The organism is Micromonospora desertarenae (assembly GCF_056150265.1).
Window position 1 is genome coordinate 1 of sequence record NZ_JAXCFQ010000005.1, and the last position, 15,250, is coordinate 15,250.

The 15,250-nt window shown below is 70.6% G+C and carries 16 protein-coding genes and 2 tRNA genes; 4 read left to right on the forward strand and 14 right to left on the reverse strand.

From position 1 onward, the window contains the following. The first annotated feature begins 1,195 nt into the window (after nt 1-1,195). Nucleotides 1,196-1,423, forward strand: a complete 228-nt coding sequence (locus SM577_RS11595) for a hypothetical protein (RefSeq protein ID WP_302919056.1) — start codon at nt 1,196-1,198, stop codon at nt 1,421-1,423. 6 nt (nt 1,424-1,429) lie between these two features. Here the strand turns inward: SM577_RS11595 and SM577_RS11600 are convergent, their stop codons facing one another. From SM577_RS11600 to SM577_RS11625, 6 genes are all read right to left on the reverse strand, one after another. Further along, on the reverse strand, nt 1,430-2,227 hold the full coding sequence (locus SM577_RS11600; RefSeq protein ID WP_474586878.1) for a carbon-nitrogen hydrolase family protein: 798 nt from the start codon (nt 2,225-2,227) through the stop codon (nt 1,430-1,432). A gap of 96 nt (nt 2,228-2,323) precedes the next feature. Beyond that, entirely contained in the window at nt 2,324-3,619 is a 1,296-nt protein-coding gene (clpX, locus tag SM577_RS11605) for an ATP-dependent Clp protease ATP-binding subunit ClpX (protein ID WP_109900974.1), read from the reverse strand. A 208-nt stretch (nt 3,620-3,827) separates the two neighbouring features. Continuing rightward, nucleotides 3,828-4,490 carry an ATP-dependent Clp protease proteolytic subunit gene (locus SM577_RS11610; protein WP_088992362.1) on the reverse strand — a complete coding sequence of 221 codons (663 nt, stop codon included), beginning with the start codon at nt 4,488-4,490 and terminating at the stop codon, nt 3,828-3,830. A 10-nt stretch (nt 4,491-4,500) separates the two neighbouring features. Next, nucleotides 4,501-5,142 (reverse strand): ATP-dependent Clp protease proteolytic subunit, encoded by a 642-nt coding sequence (locus tag SM577_RS11615; protein ID WP_088992361.1) that lies wholly within the window; start codon nt 5,140-5,142, stop codon nt 4,501-4,503. A gap of 173 nt (nt 5,143-5,315) precedes the next feature. Continuing rightward, on the reverse strand, nt 5,316-6,662 hold the full coding sequence (gene tig, locus SM577_RS11620) for a trigger factor (protein ID WP_302919058.1): 1,347 nt from the start codon (nt 6,660-6,662) through the stop codon (nt 5,316-5,318). A 138-nt stretch (nt 6,663-6,800) separates the two neighbouring features. Beyond that, a tRNA-Pro gene (locus SM577_RS11625) sits at nt 6,801-6,874 on the reverse strand. A gap of 311 nt (nt 6,875-7,185) precedes the next feature. Here SM577_RS11625 and SM577_RS11630 point away from each other — a divergent pair. Further along, a tRNA-Gly gene (locus SM577_RS11630) sits at nt 7,186-7,259 on the forward strand. A 92-nt stretch (nt 7,260-7,351) separates the two neighbouring features. Here the strand turns inward: SM577_RS11630 and SM577_RS11635 are convergent. Continuing rightward, complete coding sequence (locus SM577_RS11635; protein WP_474586879.1) at nt 7,352-8,275, reverse strand: tyrosine-type recombinase/integrase; 924 nt, start codon at nt 8,273-8,275, stop codon at nt 7,352-7,354. Nucleotides 8,276-8,813: 538 nt separating this feature from the next. On the opposite strand from SM577_RS11635, the gene SM577_RS11640 reads away from it, so the two are divergent. Then, a complete protein-coding gene (locus SM577_RS11640; RefSeq protein ID WP_474586880.1) occupies nt 8,814-9,335 on the forward strand; it encodes a GNAT family N-acetyltransferase in 522 nt (173 codons plus the stop codon). Between the two features lie 253 nt (nt 9,336-9,588). Here the strand turns inward: SM577_RS11640 and SM577_RS11645 are convergent, their stop codons facing one another. Then, the gene (locus SM577_RS11645; RefSeq protein WP_474586881.1) at nt 9,589-10,359 is read right to left on the reverse strand and encodes a hypothetical protein; all 771 of its coding nucleotides are present in this window, start codon (nt 10,357-10,359) and stop codon (nt 9,589-9,591) included. A 415-nt stretch (nt 10,360-10,774) separates the two neighbouring features. Here SM577_RS11645 and SM577_RS11650 point away from each other — a divergent pair, with 415 nt between their 5' ends. Beyond that, a complete protein-coding gene (locus SM577_RS11650) occupies nt 10,775-11,224 on the forward strand; it encodes a hypothetical protein (RefSeq protein ID WP_474586882.1) in 450 nt (149 codons plus the stop codon). Between the two features lie 77 nt (nt 11,225-11,301). On the opposite strand, the gene SM577_RS11655 is transcribed toward SM577_RS11650, so the two are convergent. The 6 genes from SM577_RS11655 to SM577_RS11680 all read right to left on the reverse strand — a co-directional run bounded on the left by SM577_RS11655 (nt 11,302) and on the right by SM577_RS11680 (nt 15,233). Next, nucleotides 11,302-11,892 (reverse strand): hypothetical protein, encoded by a 591-nt coding sequence (locus tag SM577_RS11655; protein ID WP_474586883.1) that lies wholly within the window; start codon nt 11,890-11,892, stop codon nt 11,302-11,304. Nucleotides 11,893-11,903: 11 nt separating this feature from the next. After that, entirely contained in the window at nt 11,904-12,779 is an 876-nt protein-coding gene (locus tag SM577_RS11660) for an ATP-binding cassette domain-containing protein (protein ID WP_474586884.1), read from the reverse strand. Nucleotides 12,780-12,781: 2 nt separating this feature from the next. Next, nucleotides 12,782-13,465 carry an ABC transporter permease gene (locus tag SM577_RS11665; protein ID WP_302919063.1) on the reverse strand — a complete coding sequence of 228 codons (684 nt, stop codon included), beginning with the start codon at nt 13,463-13,465 and terminating at the stop codon, nt 12,782-12,784. Further along, a complete protein-coding gene (locus SM577_RS11670; protein ID WP_474586885.1) occupies nt 13,462-14,289 on the reverse strand; it encodes an ATP-binding cassette domain-containing protein in 828 nt (275 codons plus the stop codon). Before SM577_RS11670 ends, SM577_RS11665 begins: the two co-directional genes overlap by 4 nt. Further along, nucleotides 14,286-14,624 (reverse strand): PadR family transcriptional regulator, encoded by a 339-nt coding sequence (locus SM577_RS11675; RefSeq protein WP_474586886.1) that lies wholly within the window; start codon nt 14,622-14,624, stop codon nt 14,286-14,288. The genes SM577_RS11670 and SM577_RS11675 overlap by 4 nt, the downstream gene beginning before the upstream one ends. Nucleotides 14,625-14,750: 126 nt before the next feature. After that, nucleotides 14,751-15,233: a GNAT family N-acetyltransferase gene (locus tag SM577_RS11680; RefSeq protein WP_302919066.1), complete on the reverse strand. Its 483-nt coding sequence runs from the start codon at nt 15,231-15,233 to the stop codon at nt 14,751-14,753. Nucleotides 15,234-15,250: the final 17 nt, after the last annotated feature.

The following is a 15,250-nucleotide window of genomic DNA, read 5'->3' on the forward strand; positions in this document are numbered from 1 at the left end:
GAGCCAGGATCAAACTCTCCAACAAAAACTTGTCGAACAGCAATCCCGACAACAAAAGTGTTGCCAAAGGAATCCCAACCAACCAACCCCCCAAAGAGGATCAGCCAGTCCGGGGTATAAATCAATTGGCACTGGCTTATCAAGCACCCTGTTGAGTTCTCAAAGAACAACCACACACCATCCGAAATCCCACTATCTGGGACCCCGTCTGGGGCAACCTCTCAAACCTACCCGGTCCGTTCCGCACCGTCAACCTCGGTCTGAAGTGATCAGCTTGGCTCGTTCCGGACCCACGCCGACGCACGCCGTTGCCGGCGGTCGTTTCTGTCGTGGGAAGCCGCAGACCGGCCGATCGCCGCTTCGCGGCCATCCGCCCGGCTCCTGCCGGCTTCAGAACTCTACCCGGTCGGCTTCGCGATCGCAACCCCGTTTCTCTCGAGGTCACCCGCACCGCCCGATCCCAGTCTCGCTCGGCGTCTCCGCCACGAGCCTGGCGCCCGTTCTCGGCCGGTTTGCCCGGCCTCCCGCGTGCAGAGAGAAAGTTACGCGGCGGGGTCCCGGAAGGCAAATCAACGCCAGCCAATGGGGCTGGCGCACCGTGCCGGAAGCCCCGGTTCTGGTCCCAACGACAGGGTCCACCCGGGTATTCCGGGCGGCGTCCGTCGCCGGAAGCCCGCCACAGGTCCCAACGCACCCGGCGGTCCAGGTGACCACACGGCGGAAGCCCGCTACGGGCTCCAACACCAAGGCCCACCGGCGCATTCGAGGTGACCCCTGCGGCGCAACGCCCGCTACGGATCCCAACGCCGGCGTCCGCACCGGCATTCCAGGTGAGGCCCGAGGCGGAAACCCGCTACGGCTCCCAACACCGAGGCCCACGGGTGTGTTCCGGGTGACCCTTGCGGCGCAAAGCCCGCTCTACGGGTCCCAACGCCGGAGGCCGCACCGGAAGTCCGGGTGACGCAGGCGGCCCGGGTGCGGCGCCGATTCGGCCGCCACCGGCAGCGCCGGGGTGTTCCGGCCGTCGACAACGACGCGCCTCCGCGCGCCGCTCCCGGTGCCACCCCTGCTGGTGGCTACCCGAGGATCGGAACGCCCGGTCCGGGCGGAGCATGCCCCCGGGCACCGCGCCGGCTCCGGGTACTGGCCGGCGCACCGGTCCCGCGAGCGGCTCCGACGTGCCAGAGTGTTCGGCATGGATGACGTGTCCCGGCCGGCGGCGACGGTGCTCGCCGAAGAGGCGCTGCTCGGCCTGCTGCTGCCGTTCTGGCAGCTGGTCATCGGCGCCTTCGTGCTCTTCGTCGTCCTGGTCTCGGTGGCCCGGCTGGCGCGGCGCGGGCCCTCCCGGATGAGCACCGCCCTGCTCGTCACGGCGGCCGCGATCGCCGGCTTCGCGCTGGTGGGCGTACTGCTGCAGGGGTGACGGGGGTCAGAGCCGGCGGTTGGCCAGGCTCGGCAGCTCCGCGCGGATGGTCCGCAGCCGTTCCAGGTCGAGGTCCGCGACGGCGAAGCCCGGGCCGTCCGGCACCTGGCTGAGCACCATCCCCCAGGGGTCGATCACCATGCTGCGTCCGAAGCAGGTGCGGCCCGGCTCGTGGTCGCCGGTCTGCCCGGCGGCGGCGACGAAGCACTGGTTCTCGATGGCCCGGGCCCGCAGCAAGACCTCCCAGTGGTCCCGCCCGGTGTGCAGCATGAAGGCCGCCGGCACCACCAGCAGATGGGCCCCGCCCTCGGTGGCGAGCTGCCGGTACAGCTCGGGGAAGCGCAGGTCGTAGCAGATCGACAGGCCGACCCGGAGCCCTTCGACGTCGACCACCACCGGCTGGTCACCCGGCGCCACGGTGGCCGACTCAAGGTACGACACCCGCCCGGGGATCTCCACGTCGTACAGGTGGATCTTCCGGTAGCTGGCGGCGAGCGCGCCGGAGCGGTCGAACACCAGTGAGGTGTTCCAGGTGTGCTCCGGGTCGGGGCCGGCCTCGTGGAAGGAGCCGGCGACCAGCCAGATGCCCAGCCGCCGGGTGAGGTCGGCGAAGAACGAGCCGACCTCACCGTCGACCGGTTCCGGCTCGGGCAGCCCGGCCGCCGGGCCAAGGTAGTCGACGTACTCGGGCAGGACCGCGAGGTCCGCGCCGGCGGCCGCCGCGCGCTCCACCAGGGCCGCCGCGGCGGCGAGGTTGGCCTTCCGGTCGTCGCGGGCGTTGAGCTGGCAGACGGCGACACGCATGGCGTTCAGCGTACGGGCGCAGCGGCTACCGCGACAGCGTCGGCTGGCGCGACGGCGTGGTCGACAACCGCCGCCCGGTCGACGGCGGCCGGCCGGTCAGGCGGACTTCTCCTCGCGGTCCCGCCGGGCGCGCCGGCCGGTGAACTCGCGCGGGACGATGGTCGGGTTGACGTTCTCCAGGACGACCTCGCGGGTGATCAGCACCCGGGCGGCGTCCGGGTTGCTCGGCACCTCGTACATCGTGGAGAGCAGGACCTCCTCGATGATGGCCCGCAGCCCTCGGGCGCCCGTCCCCCGCAGCATGGCCTGGTCGGCGATCGCCTCCAGCGCCGGCTGGTCGAACTCCAGCTCGACCCCGTCGAGTTCGAAGAGGCGCTGGTACTGCCGGACCAGGGCGTTGCGCGGCTCGGTGAGGATCCGCACCAGCGCCTGGCGGTCGAGGCTGCGCACGTTGGTGATCACCGGGAGGCGGCCGACGAACTCCGGGATCAGGCCGAATTTCAGCATGTCCTCCGGCATGACCTGGCCGAAGATGTCGTCGGTCGACCGCTCGGAGACCGACCGGAGGCGCGCACCGAAGCCGGTGCCGCCCTGCCCGGTGCGGGCCTCGATGATCTGGTCGAGGCCGGCGAACGCGCCACCGCAGATGAAGAGGACGTTGGTCGTGTCGATCTGGATGAACTCCTGGTGCGGGTGCTTACGGCCACCCTGCGGCGGCACGTTGGCCACCGTGCCTTCCAGGATCTTGAGCAGGGCCTGCTGGACGCCCTCGCCGGAGACGTCGCGGGTGATCGACGGGTTCTCCGACTTGCGGGCGATCTTGTCGACCTCGTCGATGTAGATGATGCCGGTCTCGGCGCGCTTGATGTCGTAGTCGGCGGCCTGGATCAGCTTGAGGAGGATGTTCTCCACGTCCTCACCGACGTAGCCGGCCTCGGTGAGCGCGGTGGCGTCGGCGATGGCGAACGGCACGTTCAGCATCCGCGCCAGGGTCTGCGCCAGGTGGGTCTTGCCGCAGCCGGTCGGGCCGATCAGCAGGATGTTGGACTTGGCCAGCTCGACGGCGTCGCTGCCGGAGCCCGGCGCGCCGGCCGCCTCGGCCTGGATCCGCTTGTAGTGGTTGTAGACCGCGACGGAGAGCGCCTTCTTGGCCTGGTCCTGCCCGACGACGTAGTTGTCGAGGAACTGGCAGATCTCCATCGGCTTGGGAAGCTCTTCCCACTTCACCTCGCCGGACTCGGCCAACTCCTCTTCGATGATCTCGTTACAGAGATCGATGCACTCGTCGCAGATGTAGACCCCGGGGCCCGCGATGAGCTTCTTGACCTGCTTCTGCGACTTGCCGCAGAAGGAGCACTTCAGTAGGTCGCCGCCGTCACCGATCCGTGCCACCTACGTTCTCCCTGCACTCATCGGCCGGAACCCCGGCCCTGACCTGCGGACGCTGTGCTCCGTCCGTCTCCTTCACCCCGCCGGATCCACCGGCGAAGCGGCACAGACCCGACGTTACCCGCTGGCGGGGGTTTCTCCGACCCCCAAAACGGGTGTGTCAGAGGTCGGCCGGGAGCGATCCCCCGACCGACCTCCGACCCGGAACCGGTCAGCTGGCGGCGTTGGCGGCCAGCAGCCCCTTCTTGCGACTGGTCAGGATCGTGTCGACCAGCCCGTACTCACGGGACTCCTCGGCCGTCATGATCTTGTCACGGTCGATGTCCTTGCGAACCTTCTCGATCGGCTGGTTGCAGTGCCGGGAGAGCATCTCCTCCAGCTGGGTCCGCATCCGCAGGATCTCCCGGGCCTGGATCTCGATGTCCGAGCCCTGACCGTAGCCGCCCTCGGTGGCCGGCTGGTGGATGATGATCCGGGAGTTGGGCAGCGCCATCCGCTTGCCCGGGGTGCCCGCGGAGAGCAGCACCGCCGCCGCGCTCGCGGCCTGGCCCAGGCAGACCGTCTGGATGTCCGGCCGGACGTACTGCATGGTGTCGTAGATCGCCGTCATCGCGGTGAACGAACCGCCCGGCGAGTTGATGTACATGATGATGTCGCGGTCCGGGTCGGTGCCCTCGAGCGTCAGCAGCTGCGCCATCACGTCGTTGGCCGACGCGTCGTCGACCTGGACGCCGAGGAAGATGATCCGGTCCTCGAAGAGCTTGTTGTACGGGTTCGACTCCTTGACCCCGTACGACGTGCGCTCGACGAACGACGGCAGGACGTAGCGGTTGTGCACGGCCGCGAACTGGGGCGGCAGGCTCAGATCGGTCATCGTCAGCTCCTCAGCTCAGGGTCCCGGCGCCATCCGGAACCTGGGCGGCCCCGATGATCACCTTGTCGATGAAGCCGTAGTCCATGGCCTCCTGGGCGGTGAACCAGCGGTCGCGGTCCGAATCCGCCTCGATCTGCGCCTGGCTCTGGCCGGTGTGGTGCGCGACCCGCTCCTGGAACATCCGCTTGGTGTAGAGCATCTGCTCCGCCTGGATGGCGATGTCGGACGCGGTGCCGCCCAGGCCGCCGGAGGGCTGGTGCATCATGATCCGCGCGTGCGGCAGGGCGTAGCGCTTGCCCTTGGTGCCGGCGCAGAGCAGCAGCTGGCCCATGGAGGCCGCCATGCCCATGGCGACGGTCGACACGTCGTTGTCGATGAACTGCATGGTGTCGTAGATCGCCATGCCGGAGTAGACCGAGCCACCCGGCGAGTTGATCCAGAGGTTGATGTCGCGGTCCGGGTCCTCCGCGGCGAGCAGCAGCAGCTGCGCGCAGATGCGGTTGGCGACCTGGTCGGTCACCTCACTGCCCAGGAAGATGATCCGCTCCTTGAGCAACCGGTTGTAGACCGAGTCGTCGAGGTTGCCAATGTTGTCGCCACCGCGGGCCTCGATCGCCCGGAGCGGCTTCGCTGGGATGTGCATGTCGGTCATGGCAGCCCTTCGCTCTCCGTACCGTCCTACCCGACACTAACCGCTCGACCGGGCCGCAGAGTCCCGGTCGGGGCACTGTTCGCTCTCAGCGCAGCTGCGCCGAATGCGTACCCCGGAAAGGGTTTCGGCCGCCGTCCACCGCGAGCGGCGGACGGCGGCCTCCGCCCCGACGATCAGTGCTCGTGGTCGTGCTCGGCCTCGTTCGCGGCGCGCAGCGCGTCGAGGGTGACCTCGTTGCCGGCGGTGTCGGTGATCTTGATCCGCTCCATGACCGAGGCCAGCGCCTTGCCGCGCCGGACGTCACCGAAGACCGCGCCGGCCGCGCCCGAGCGCACCAGCTGGTCGTAGTACTGCTGCGGAGCCATCCCGGCGCGCTGGGCCCGGTGCACGATCTCGTGACCGAACTCGTCGTCGGAGACCTGGACGTCCTCGGCGTCGGCGAGGGTGTCCAGCAGCAGCTGGATCTTCACGCCCTGGGTGGCCGCCTCGGTCAGCTCGGTGTCGATCTGCTCCTCGGTCTTCTCCTCGGCCGCGAGGTACTCCTCCAGCGAGGCGCCGATCCGCTCGAGCTGGTCGACCATCGCCTGCTTGCGGCTCTCGACCTCCTCGCGGACGACCCCCTCCGGCGCCGGCACGTCGGCGGCCTCGACCAGCTGCTCGAGGGCCTTGTCGCGGGCGGCGTAGATCTGCTCGACCCGCTTGCCGCGGGCGACCCGCTCCCGGAGGTCGTCGCGGAGCTCCTGCATGGTGTCGAACTCGCTCGCCATCTGGGCGAACTCGTCGTTGAGCTCCGGCAGCTCCTTCTCCTTGACGGTGCGCACGGTCACCGCCACCTCCGCGTCGCGGCCGGCGAAGTCGCCGCCGACGAGCTGGGTGGTGAAGGTGGTGCTCTCGCCGGCGGCCAGGCCGACGAGGGCCTCGTCCAGGCCCGGCAGCAGCTGCTTGCTGCCCACCTCGTGGGAGATGTTGCTCGCCGAACCGCCCGGCACGTCCTCGCCGTCGACGGTCGCGTTCAGGTCGATCTGGACGTAGTCGCCCTCCTGGGCGGCCCGCTCGACGGTCTTGAGGGTGGCGAACCGCTCGCGCAGGTTCTTCACCTGCTCCTCGATCTCGCTGTCGTCGATCTGCAGCTCGTCGACGGTCACCTCGACGGTGGACAGGTCCGGCAGGGTGATCTCCGGCCGGACGTCGACCTCGGCGGTGAAGTTCAGCGAGTCACCGTCGTTGAACTCGGTGATCTCGACCTCGGGGCGACCGAGGGTCTTCAGGTCGTGCTCGCGGACCGCGGCGAGGATGTTCTGCGGGATGGCCTCCTGCACCGCCTCGTTGAGGACGGTGCCCCGACCCACCCGCTGGTCGATCACGGCGGCCGGCACCTTGCCACGGCGGAAGCCGGGAACCTGGACCTGCTGGCCGATCTCCCGGTACGCCTTCTTGAGGCTCGGCTCGAGCTCGACGAACGGCACCTCGATGGCGAGCCGCACGCGCGTCGGGCTCAGAGTCTCGACGGTGCTCTTCACAGGCGTACTCCTTGACGGATCTCGGTTTGAGTCTGGGCGCAATTAGCCCATCGAGTGTAGGCGAGCCGGCCGGGCACGCCGGCAGCGCCCGGGCACCGCACGAACGGCGGGCCCGGTGGCACCGGCCGCGGACGACAGTCGGGGTGGCGGGATTTGAACCCACGGCCCCTCGCTCCCAAAGCGAGTGCGCTACCAAGCTGCGCCACACCCCGTGGCGACGAGAAGTGTATGCCGTCGCGCCCCACCGGACGTGTCGGGTCCTCCCCCAACCCGCCGAACGCATACCAACCGGACACCGGGCTCGCGTCTCCCGGGCCCCGCCCCGCCCCCCGCGACGGGGCGCGGGGCGGGGCGGGGGCGGGATCTGGCGACAACTTCAGGGAAAGAGTGGCCTCCGCGCGACGGGAGGCCACTCTTTCCCTGAAGTTGTGCGGATCTTGGGGATCGACGCGCGGGCCGCGGCTGCGCGCGCGGTGGAGTGATTGGGTACGCTGTCGGCGCGCCCTGTGCTGTCGGGGCGTACGCGGGCGTAGCTCAATGGCAGAGCTTCAGTCTTCCAAACTGACGGTGCGGGTTCGATTCCCGTCGCCCGCTCCAACGGCCTCCGACCCAGGTCAGAGGTTGCATCCCCCGAACCCGGGCCGGTCGGCCACTCCCCCGCTCCGATCTTGCGGGCCATCCACGGGCCATTAGCTGCTCTGGCCGCCCTTGCGCCGCGCCTGCCGGACGATCCGCCGGTCCATTGCCGAGGCGATTTCGCGGTCCCGCTCGCTGGTCGCGTGCTGGTAGATCAACGCCGCGCGCATGCTCGCGTGCCCCATCCGCTGCATCAGCTCGCGAGTGCTCGCGCCAGAGGCTGCGGCGAGGGTGTTCCCCGTGTGCCGCAGGTCGTGGAAGTGGAAGCCGGGCAGTCCGAGCGCTGCGACTGTTCGCGTCCACTTGACCGCACGGCCGAAGTTGCCGGATCGCAGTAGTGCGCCCTTGTCGCCAGTGAAGACCAGGGCGTCAGCGTCAGCGGCGGTGAACTCGGCCAGATGCTCCCGCAGGGCCTCCACGGCGGCGGCCGGCAGGGCGACGACCCGGACCCCGGCCGCCGATTTGGGCGGCCCGAATTCCAGATGACTCCGGAGCGCGGCGAGCTTGCGGGTGACCCGGACGGTGCCGGCGTCGAGGTCGATGTCCCGGCGGCGAAGCGCGACCAGCTCGCCCCACCGCAGACCGGAGAGTGCCGCGACCACGACGAGCGCCGAGAACCGGGCAGGCATCGCGTCGGCCAGGGCGTAGACCTGGGCGATCGTGGCCGTCGGTCGTTCCGGGGTGTGGTACTGGTCGTAGCCCTTGATCCGGCACGGGTTCTGCCGAATGATTTCGTCCTCACGCACCGCCGTGTTGAGGATGGCCCGCAGCAGCGCATACGCCTTGACCGCCTGGGGCTCCGGCACGCCGGCATCCAAGAGCTTCTTACGCCACGCCCGGATCGTCGCCGGCTTGATCCCGCCAAGCATCAGGTGCCCGAGGTACGGCACCACTTGCCGCGCGAACAGGAACTCGTAACCCTGCCGCGTCCTTGGGGCGAGCTTGCGTTCAGCGATCCACCGCTGCCCGTAGGTCAAGGCGGCCCGCAAGCGGGCCGCGCCGGCCCGGCCCCGGCCTGCTGGCGACCTCCGGCCGGCATCGGCCGGGCCGGCCGGCCACGCTGACGGGACCATAAAGACGAGGGCTGAGGCGGGACGATCGCCGGGCGGGGTTGCTCCCCGTCGACAGTCGGGGCGATCGCTGCCGCGCAGCGGAGCTGCTTGCCCCCGGAGTCTGGTGGGCACCGCCCGCGGTTTGATGACGACGAGGACCAGGGCGTGACCCATCCCCCGGGTGCCCGATCCTCTACGTCACCCGGCCGGCGTCAAGGGCGCTGCGCGTCGGCACGCCGATGGCCTTCGGCCACCCTTGACGCCGACCGGGCGCCGCAGTCCTTGGCACCTATCCGGGGGATGGGGGCAGTCTGGCGGCCACCTTCCGCGAGGGAGGCTGGACGGTCTAGGCCTGGGAACTTGACGCAGGTCATCGTCGCCAGGAGAGGATAAGCGGGTGCGGTCCTCCCTTTCGACGCCACCTGCTATTCCCGCCGGCGCCCTCGCCGCAGGTCCGCAACCGATGCTTTCCGCCCTGGGTGGCCTGCTCTTGCGACCTTGGGAGCCTTCCGATGCTTCGGTCTTTTTCGCTGCGTACCGGGACCCCGAGATCCAGCACTGGCACACTCGCCAACCCGCATCTGAGGACCAGGTCCGTGAGTGGTTCGAACAGTATCGCCAGGCCTGGGAGCAGGAGACGGGCGCGAGTTGGGCGGTGACGCGCGGCGGCGGTGAGGTGCTGGGGCGCATCGCCATGGGCAGTATGAATCTCGATGACGGTGTCGCAGGGTGCGCATATTGGGTGCTCCCGACCGCTCGCGGAGCAGGCGTGGCCTCCCGGGCGCTGACGGCCCTGAGCGTCTGGGCACTCGGCGAGGCCGGTTTCCATCGTCTGCACCTAGATCACTCAACCCGCAACCATGCCTCCTGCCGTGTCGCCGTCAAAGCCGGGTTCCTACTGGAGGGCACCAAACGCAGCGACGCCATCCACTCCGACGGCCGGCACGACATGCACCTGCACGCCCGTATCCGTGGCGACGAGTGATTCGCCTGATCCGGGTTTGCCTCCGCAGTCCAAGGCCGGCATGGGCCATCCGTGGGCCAGTAACCGTGGCGCGCAGCGGGCACGAGCGGGCACGAGACGCAACCCGGCGGACCGCCGGCCGCAGGCGTTTCGGGCATCACGACCGCTTGAGCACGCTCTTCCAAACTGACGGTGCGGGTTCGATTCCCGTCGCCCGCTCCACCTAAGAAGGCCCGGGTAGACCGCATGATCGCGGCACCCGGTCCTCAGCCTGCTAGCCACCGCTGTTGGCACGTGGGCTGGTTCCGTGCACGGCGGCCGTCGCCTCGGTGGCGGGGCCGGTCGGGCTCGGTCGCCTGGTGAGAACGAACAGTCCGGTCAGTAGAAGTGCGAGCCACAGCGGCACCAGCAGGGGAACGAGTGACCACCAGGCGGGCCACACCGGTTCGGCGAGCCCGTCCGGGAACAGGTCGGCCCAGGTGAGGGCGGCGCCCGGGAGCAGGGCGACCGTCACCAGCGTGCGCACCAGCCACGGTACGGGCGGACGTCGCCGCGCCACCGCCCAGAACAGCGCCGCACCGGCAGCAGCGCCGAGGAGGGTGCCGATGAGCGCGGAGGCGAGGAACCTGTCCGGCGCGGCCGGCACGACGCTCAGCGTCGACCAGGTCGCCCGGTGAGTGAGGGTGACCATCACACCGTTTGCCTCGGCGCGCCAGCCGTCGCACGGGTCGCCCGGAACGCGATGGAGATCCTGCCACCCCAGCGATTCGGCGTTGCGCCGTAGCTGGTCGGAGAGCGCACAGTTCGCGCGGCCGCGGTAGTGGAAGTCAGCGCGAGCGGAACCGAGATCATCAGCTGCCAGGAAGACGCCGTACCGGTAGGCGCGGACCACCATGGTGTTGGCGTTCGGCTCGGCCTCGGGGAGCAGCTCTGCCGCCACGGCCCGAGCCCGGTCGGGGCTGAGGGGTACGGTGCCGCGACCGCCGTACCACGAGCCGATGCTCAGGCCGGCCGTGCCCAGGAGCACCGCGCCGAGCAGCAGCATCGCGACGCCCCGCAGCCGATGTCGCACCGACCCTCCCCTGGTGATGGTGCGGCACAGCGTAGCCCTCGAGATCCACACCAGAGGCCCGCGCGAGCCCGGGTCGCCCGTCGTGATCTCGCATTGGCCAGGTCCCCGTGCCATCCGCAGGTCGTGGAGATGGAAGCCGGACAGGCCCACCGAGGCGATCGTCCTGGTCCACCTCACTGCCCGGCCGAGGTTGCCGGAAGGTAGCGGCGCACCCTTCACCGAGCGCCTACCTCCCCGGAACGCCCTCGTCGATGACCTCGCGGCCCGGTTTCGGCTGACCCCGTCCACGGCCCGGTAACCGTGGCAGCGGTCATGGGCGGGCACGAGACGGACGCAGCTCCGCTGCTGGCCCCACGCGTGCCGGCCGATCGACAGCTAGGGTGCCCGCATGCGGCAGTCACCGACGAGCCTCGCGCTCCCACGGGTGTGGCGAGGACTGGCCGCTGCCATGGTCGCAGCCGCTTGGGGCGCCCTGGGCTACGGCCTGATCTTCTCCGCACACGACCAACAGGCATGGGGCGAGCTGGAGGCCGGTGGGCGGTTTGCCGTCAATCTCTTGGTCTATCTGCCCTATTACGCTCTGACGCTGCCCATCGCCGTCGTGGTCACACTTGGGCTGCTGCGCAAGCCCGACCTGCTGTCTCCACTTGCGGCGACGGCAGCTGCCATCGCGCTTTTCGTGTGGTGGGTGGCCGACCAGGGCTCGTTGTTCGATCCTCAACCTCAGCTCTCCGCCGCCCTCATGTGGTGCGTGATCGCCGACGCCGCCGCTGCCGGAGCCCTGGCCGGCGCGTGGGTCATGACAGCACGGCCCGGGAGCGCCGCTTCCCCACTCTGATCTCGGCACGTGCTGGCCCGGCGGTAACAGGATCACGCCGGTGCCGTCTCGCGACCGGGAACGCGGCCCGGCGGCCGTCAGTCGCTCGGTAGGTCGCGGCGGACGGCGACGGCCGCGGCTGTGCAGGCCAGGGCCGTCCAGGCAGCGGCGATGAGGAGGCTGCGCTGATCGCCGGTGCCGCCGCCCAGGAAGGCGGAGAACGGCAGGGGTGCCTCGAACCTGGCGACCAGGCCCTCGACGAAGACGAACCATCCGGCGTAACCCAGGAACAGCCAGGTGGGACGACGGACGACCGCCGCGTTGGCGGCGGCGAACACGGCGATGATCGGCACGACCGTCAGGATGTCCTGGTAGCGGCTCGCCTCGCCCCTGGCGACCACGGTGACGCCGCTGATCGCCGCGAAGCCCAGGGCCACGACCACGCTGGTGACGACCTGGCCGACCAGGACCAGCACCCGTTGTGGTCGGGCCAGGTAGAGCAGGACGACCGTACGGTGTTGATAGTGCTGGGCCACGATCATGACGGCCAGCCCGAAGGCGCCCATCCCGGCCAGCAGTCCCCAGGCGTCGATGTTCAGCGCGCCGAACAGCATGCCGAGCACGCCGAACCCGACGATGGAGATCCGGCTGGACCGGATCGTCAGGGCTCGGTAGAGCTCGCTGCTCACCAGTGCGATCATCAGCCGGCCGCCAGGTTGAGGAAGATCTGTTCGAGGTTCGGCTTGTCCACGGTCAACTCGTAGATCGGCACCCCCGCGTTGAAGGCGATGTCACCCGCGTGCTCGGGGGTCAGTCCCACCACCGCCAGGGTGTGTCCGTCGGTGGTGACGCGGGCTCCGAAGCTCTCGAATGCCTGCCACAGCCGGCGTGGGTCGCGGCCGCGGATCCGCAGTTGGTGCCCGGAGGTGCCGTACAGGCTGGCCAGCGGCGCCTCACACCTGATCGTCCCGTTGGCGATGATGACGACGTCGTCGATGAGCTGCGCCAGCTCGGAGAGCAGGTGGCTGGAGATCAGCACCGTCCCGCCCTGGCGGGCGTGCTCGCGCAGCAGTCGGCGCAGCCAGGCGATGCCCTCGGGATCGAGGCCGTTCGCCGGCTCGTCGAGCACGAGCACCGGTGGGTCTCCCAGCAGCGCGGTGGCCACCGCCAGGCGTTGCCGCATCCCCAGCGAGTAGTCGCCGCTGCGCCGGTCGGCGGCGTGCGCCAGCCCGACGTGGTCGAGCAGCTCGTCCGCGCGCGACCGGCGCACACCCGCCGCGAGGGCCTGGGCGACCAGGTGCGCCCGGCCGGTCTGCCCCGGATGGCTGAGGCCCTGTTCCAGGACCGCACCGACCTGCGCCGGCGGGTTAGCGAGGTCCTGGAACCTGGTGTTGTTGATCAACGCCTTGCCGGAGGTCGGTCGCGTCAGACCGAGCAGCATCCGCAACGTCGTCGTCTTGCCCGCGCCGTTCAGCCCGAGGAACCCGGTCACCCGGCCGGCTCGGGCCGTGAAGCTGACGCCGTCGACGGCCCGCACGCCGCCGTACGTCTTGGTGAGCGCGAAGGCCTGGATCACGGCTACGCGAACCGCAGGTGCCGGCGTTGGCGGAGCCGGACCGCGGCGGCGACGACGACCAGCACGGTGAGCGCGACAGCGAACGCGAGCCCCTGGGTGAGGCCCCGGGTGAGGTAGCCACCGTCGGTGTGGTCGATGGCGTACGTGCCGATCTCCCGGCTGAACCAGAACGGCAACGCCCGGGTGGCGGTGTCGGCCGGGTCCATCACCATCTGCAGGCCGACGATGGTCAGCAGCACCAGCGTGCCCTCCAACTCGCGGGGCAGCGCGGCACTGAGCAGGAGGCCGAACGGGGTGGCGACGGCCACCGTCAGCACCATGATGAGGGCGATCGCGCCGTACCGGACGTCGTGCTGGTCGACCAGGATCAGCACGAAGTACGGCGCGGACAGCAGCGCACCGACCGTCCACAGGGCCAGCAACCGCCCGAGCACCAGGTGCAGGCTGCGGTAGCCGGACAGCCGCAGCCGGGGTTCCATCCCGCGCGCCGCGCTGCCGGCGAAGAGCGCCGCGGTGCTCAACGCCCAGCCCAGCCCGAGACAGACGAACCGGATCGACTGGCCGAGGTGGTCGCCGCGGCGGCTGAGGTAGAAGGCCAGCGGCAGCAGCAGCAGGATGAGCAGCACGGAACGGCGGCGCAGCAGCTCGCGCAGCGCGCTCTCGGCCACCACGAGGATCTTGGTCATGCGCGGGGCTCCCGGGCGGCGGTCAGGTCGAGCACGATGTCGACGCGGTCCAGCTGGTTGAGCAGGTGGGTGACGACGACGATCGCCTTGCCGGCGTCGCGCCACCGCCACACCTCGTGCCAGAAGTCGAGATAGGTCCCCCGGTCGAACCCCTGGTACGGCTCGTCGAGCAGCAGCACGTCCGGTTCACCGAGCTGGGCCAGCACCAGGTTCAGCTTCTGCCGCGTACCGCCGGAGAGGTGCCGGGCCTGGGTGCCGGCCGGCGGGCTCCAGTCCAGCACGGCGGCCCCGGCCCGGCCGGCCCGCCGGGCGGCGGCCCGGTCCAGGCCCCGGCCCGCGCCGACCAGCACGAAGTGCTCGTCCGGGTCGAGGAACTCGGCGGTGCCGCCGGCCTGCGGGCAGTAGCCGAGCGTGCCGTGCACGCGCACGGTGCCGGCGTCCGGGCTCAGCATTCCGGCGCAGATCCGCAGGAAGGTGCTCTTGCCAGCCCCGTTGGCGCCCACCACCGCGGCGATCTCCCCCGCCCGGACGGTGAGGTCGACCCGGTCCAGGACGGTCCGTCCCCGGTAGCGCTTGCTGATGCCCTGGGCGGCGAGCCGGACCAGGCCCGGCTGCCGGTGGGGTGGGCGTTGGTCGGGGCCGCCGAGGCTGTCCGCGACCGCCTGGGCGTACACGTCGGGCGGCCCGAAGACCCGCAGCGGCGGTTCCCCGCTCTCGCGCAGGTGGGTGGCGGCCTCGGCGACGACGTGTCCGGTCAGGTCCGGTCCGACACCGTGCCGGCGCAGTTCGCCGGTGAGGGCGGCAAGCCAGGCGTTGTGGTTCACCGGTTCGGCTCCTCGTGCAGTATCGCGCCGACGCTCGCGGCGAAGGCGGTCCAGTCGGTGGCGGCCGTGCGCAACGCCGCGCTGCCGGCCGGGCTGATCCGGTAGTACTTGCGGGCGGGGCCGGTCTCGCCCTCCCGCCAGTGCGCGGTGAGCAGGCCGGAGCGCTGCAACCGCAGCAGCACCGGGTAGAGGGTGCCGCCCTGCACGGCCCCGAGCCCACTGGTCTTCAGCGCCTGCGACAGCTCGTAGCCGTAGGACTCCCCGCGGCTGAGCAGCCCGAGGACGCAGAGGTCGAGCACGCCGCGCAGCCACTGCGCCCGCCGTTCCTGGTTCATCGCGCGCCGCCGCGGCCCGCTGGCAAGATCACGAAAAGACCCTAGCGCCGCCATCTAGCTAGCGCAACAACCTAGCTGGCGCGCACGTCGCCGGCGCCGTCCAACGGGGCGGATCGGCGGTGCGGGCTAGAGGTCGAGGCGGTACCGCTGTTCCAGGCGACCGCTGCGCGGGTGCGGCGTGGCGTCGCCGTACGGCGACCACCCGGCGCTCTCGTAGAGTGCGACCGCCCGCGGATTGTCCAGGTAGACGGCCAGCTCACCCCGGACGAAGCCGGCGCCGGCGAGCTGGCCCGGCAGTGCCAGCAGCAGGTGCCGACCGACACCCCGGCCCCAACTGTCGGGGCGCACGCCGAGGTAGCGGATCTCGGCGGTCGCCGCGTCCCCCGGCTCGACGGCGGCGAAGCCGACCACCCGGTCACCGGCGTCGAGCGCTACCAGCAGCATCGACCGTGGCGAGCCGTCGAGCACCGCCTGGATGACCGGTCGAGCCTGGTCCAGTGGCGCCGCCTCCGGGTCGCCGTCGCGGGCGGCCGTCGCCTCGGCCCAGATCGTGGCCGCCTCGTCGACGTACTCACCGCGGCGGGCCACCCGTACCTGCGCGTTGGTCACCGGCTCAGTCTGCCCAT

Excerpts from the sequence above, each read along its gene's own strand:
- SM577_RS11595 (WP_302919056.1), top strand. The coding sequence starts at position 1,196 with ATGGATGACGTGTCCCGGCCGGCGGCGACGGTGCTCGCCGAAGAGGCG.
- SM577_RS11600 (WP_474586878.1), bottom strand. The coding sequence starts at position 2,227 with ATGCGTGTCGCCGTCTGCCAGCTCAACGCCCGCGACGACCGGAAGGCC.
- SM577_RS11610 (WP_088992362.1), bottom strand. The coding sequence starts at position 4,490 with ATGACCGATCTGAGCCTGCCGCCCCAGTTCGCGGCCGTGCACAACCGC.
- SM577_RS11615 (WP_088992361.1), bottom strand. The coding sequence starts at position 5,142 with ATGACCGACATGCACATCCCAGCGAAGCCGCTCCGGGCGATCGAGGCC.
- SM577_RS11640 (WP_474586880.1), top strand. The coding sequence starts at position 8,814 with ATGCTTTCCGCCCTGGGTGGCCTGCTCTTGCGACCTTGGGAGCCTTCC.
- SM577_RS11645 (WP_474586881.1), bottom strand. The coding sequence starts at position 10,359 with ATGCTGCTGCTCGGCGCGGTGCTCCTGGGCACGGCCGGCCTGAGCATC.
- SM577_RS11650 (WP_474586882.1), top strand. The coding sequence starts at position 10,775 with ATGCGGCAGTCACCGACGAGCCTCGCGCTCCCACGGGTGTGGCGAGGA.
- SM577_RS11665 (WP_302919063.1), bottom strand. The coding sequence starts at position 13,465 with ATGACCAAGATCCTCGTGGTGGCCGAGAGCGCGCTGCGCGAGCTGCTG.
- SM577_RS11675 (WP_474586886.1), bottom strand. The coding sequence starts at position 14,624 with ATGAACCAGGAACGGCGGGCGCAGTGGCTGCGCGGCGTGCTCGACCTC.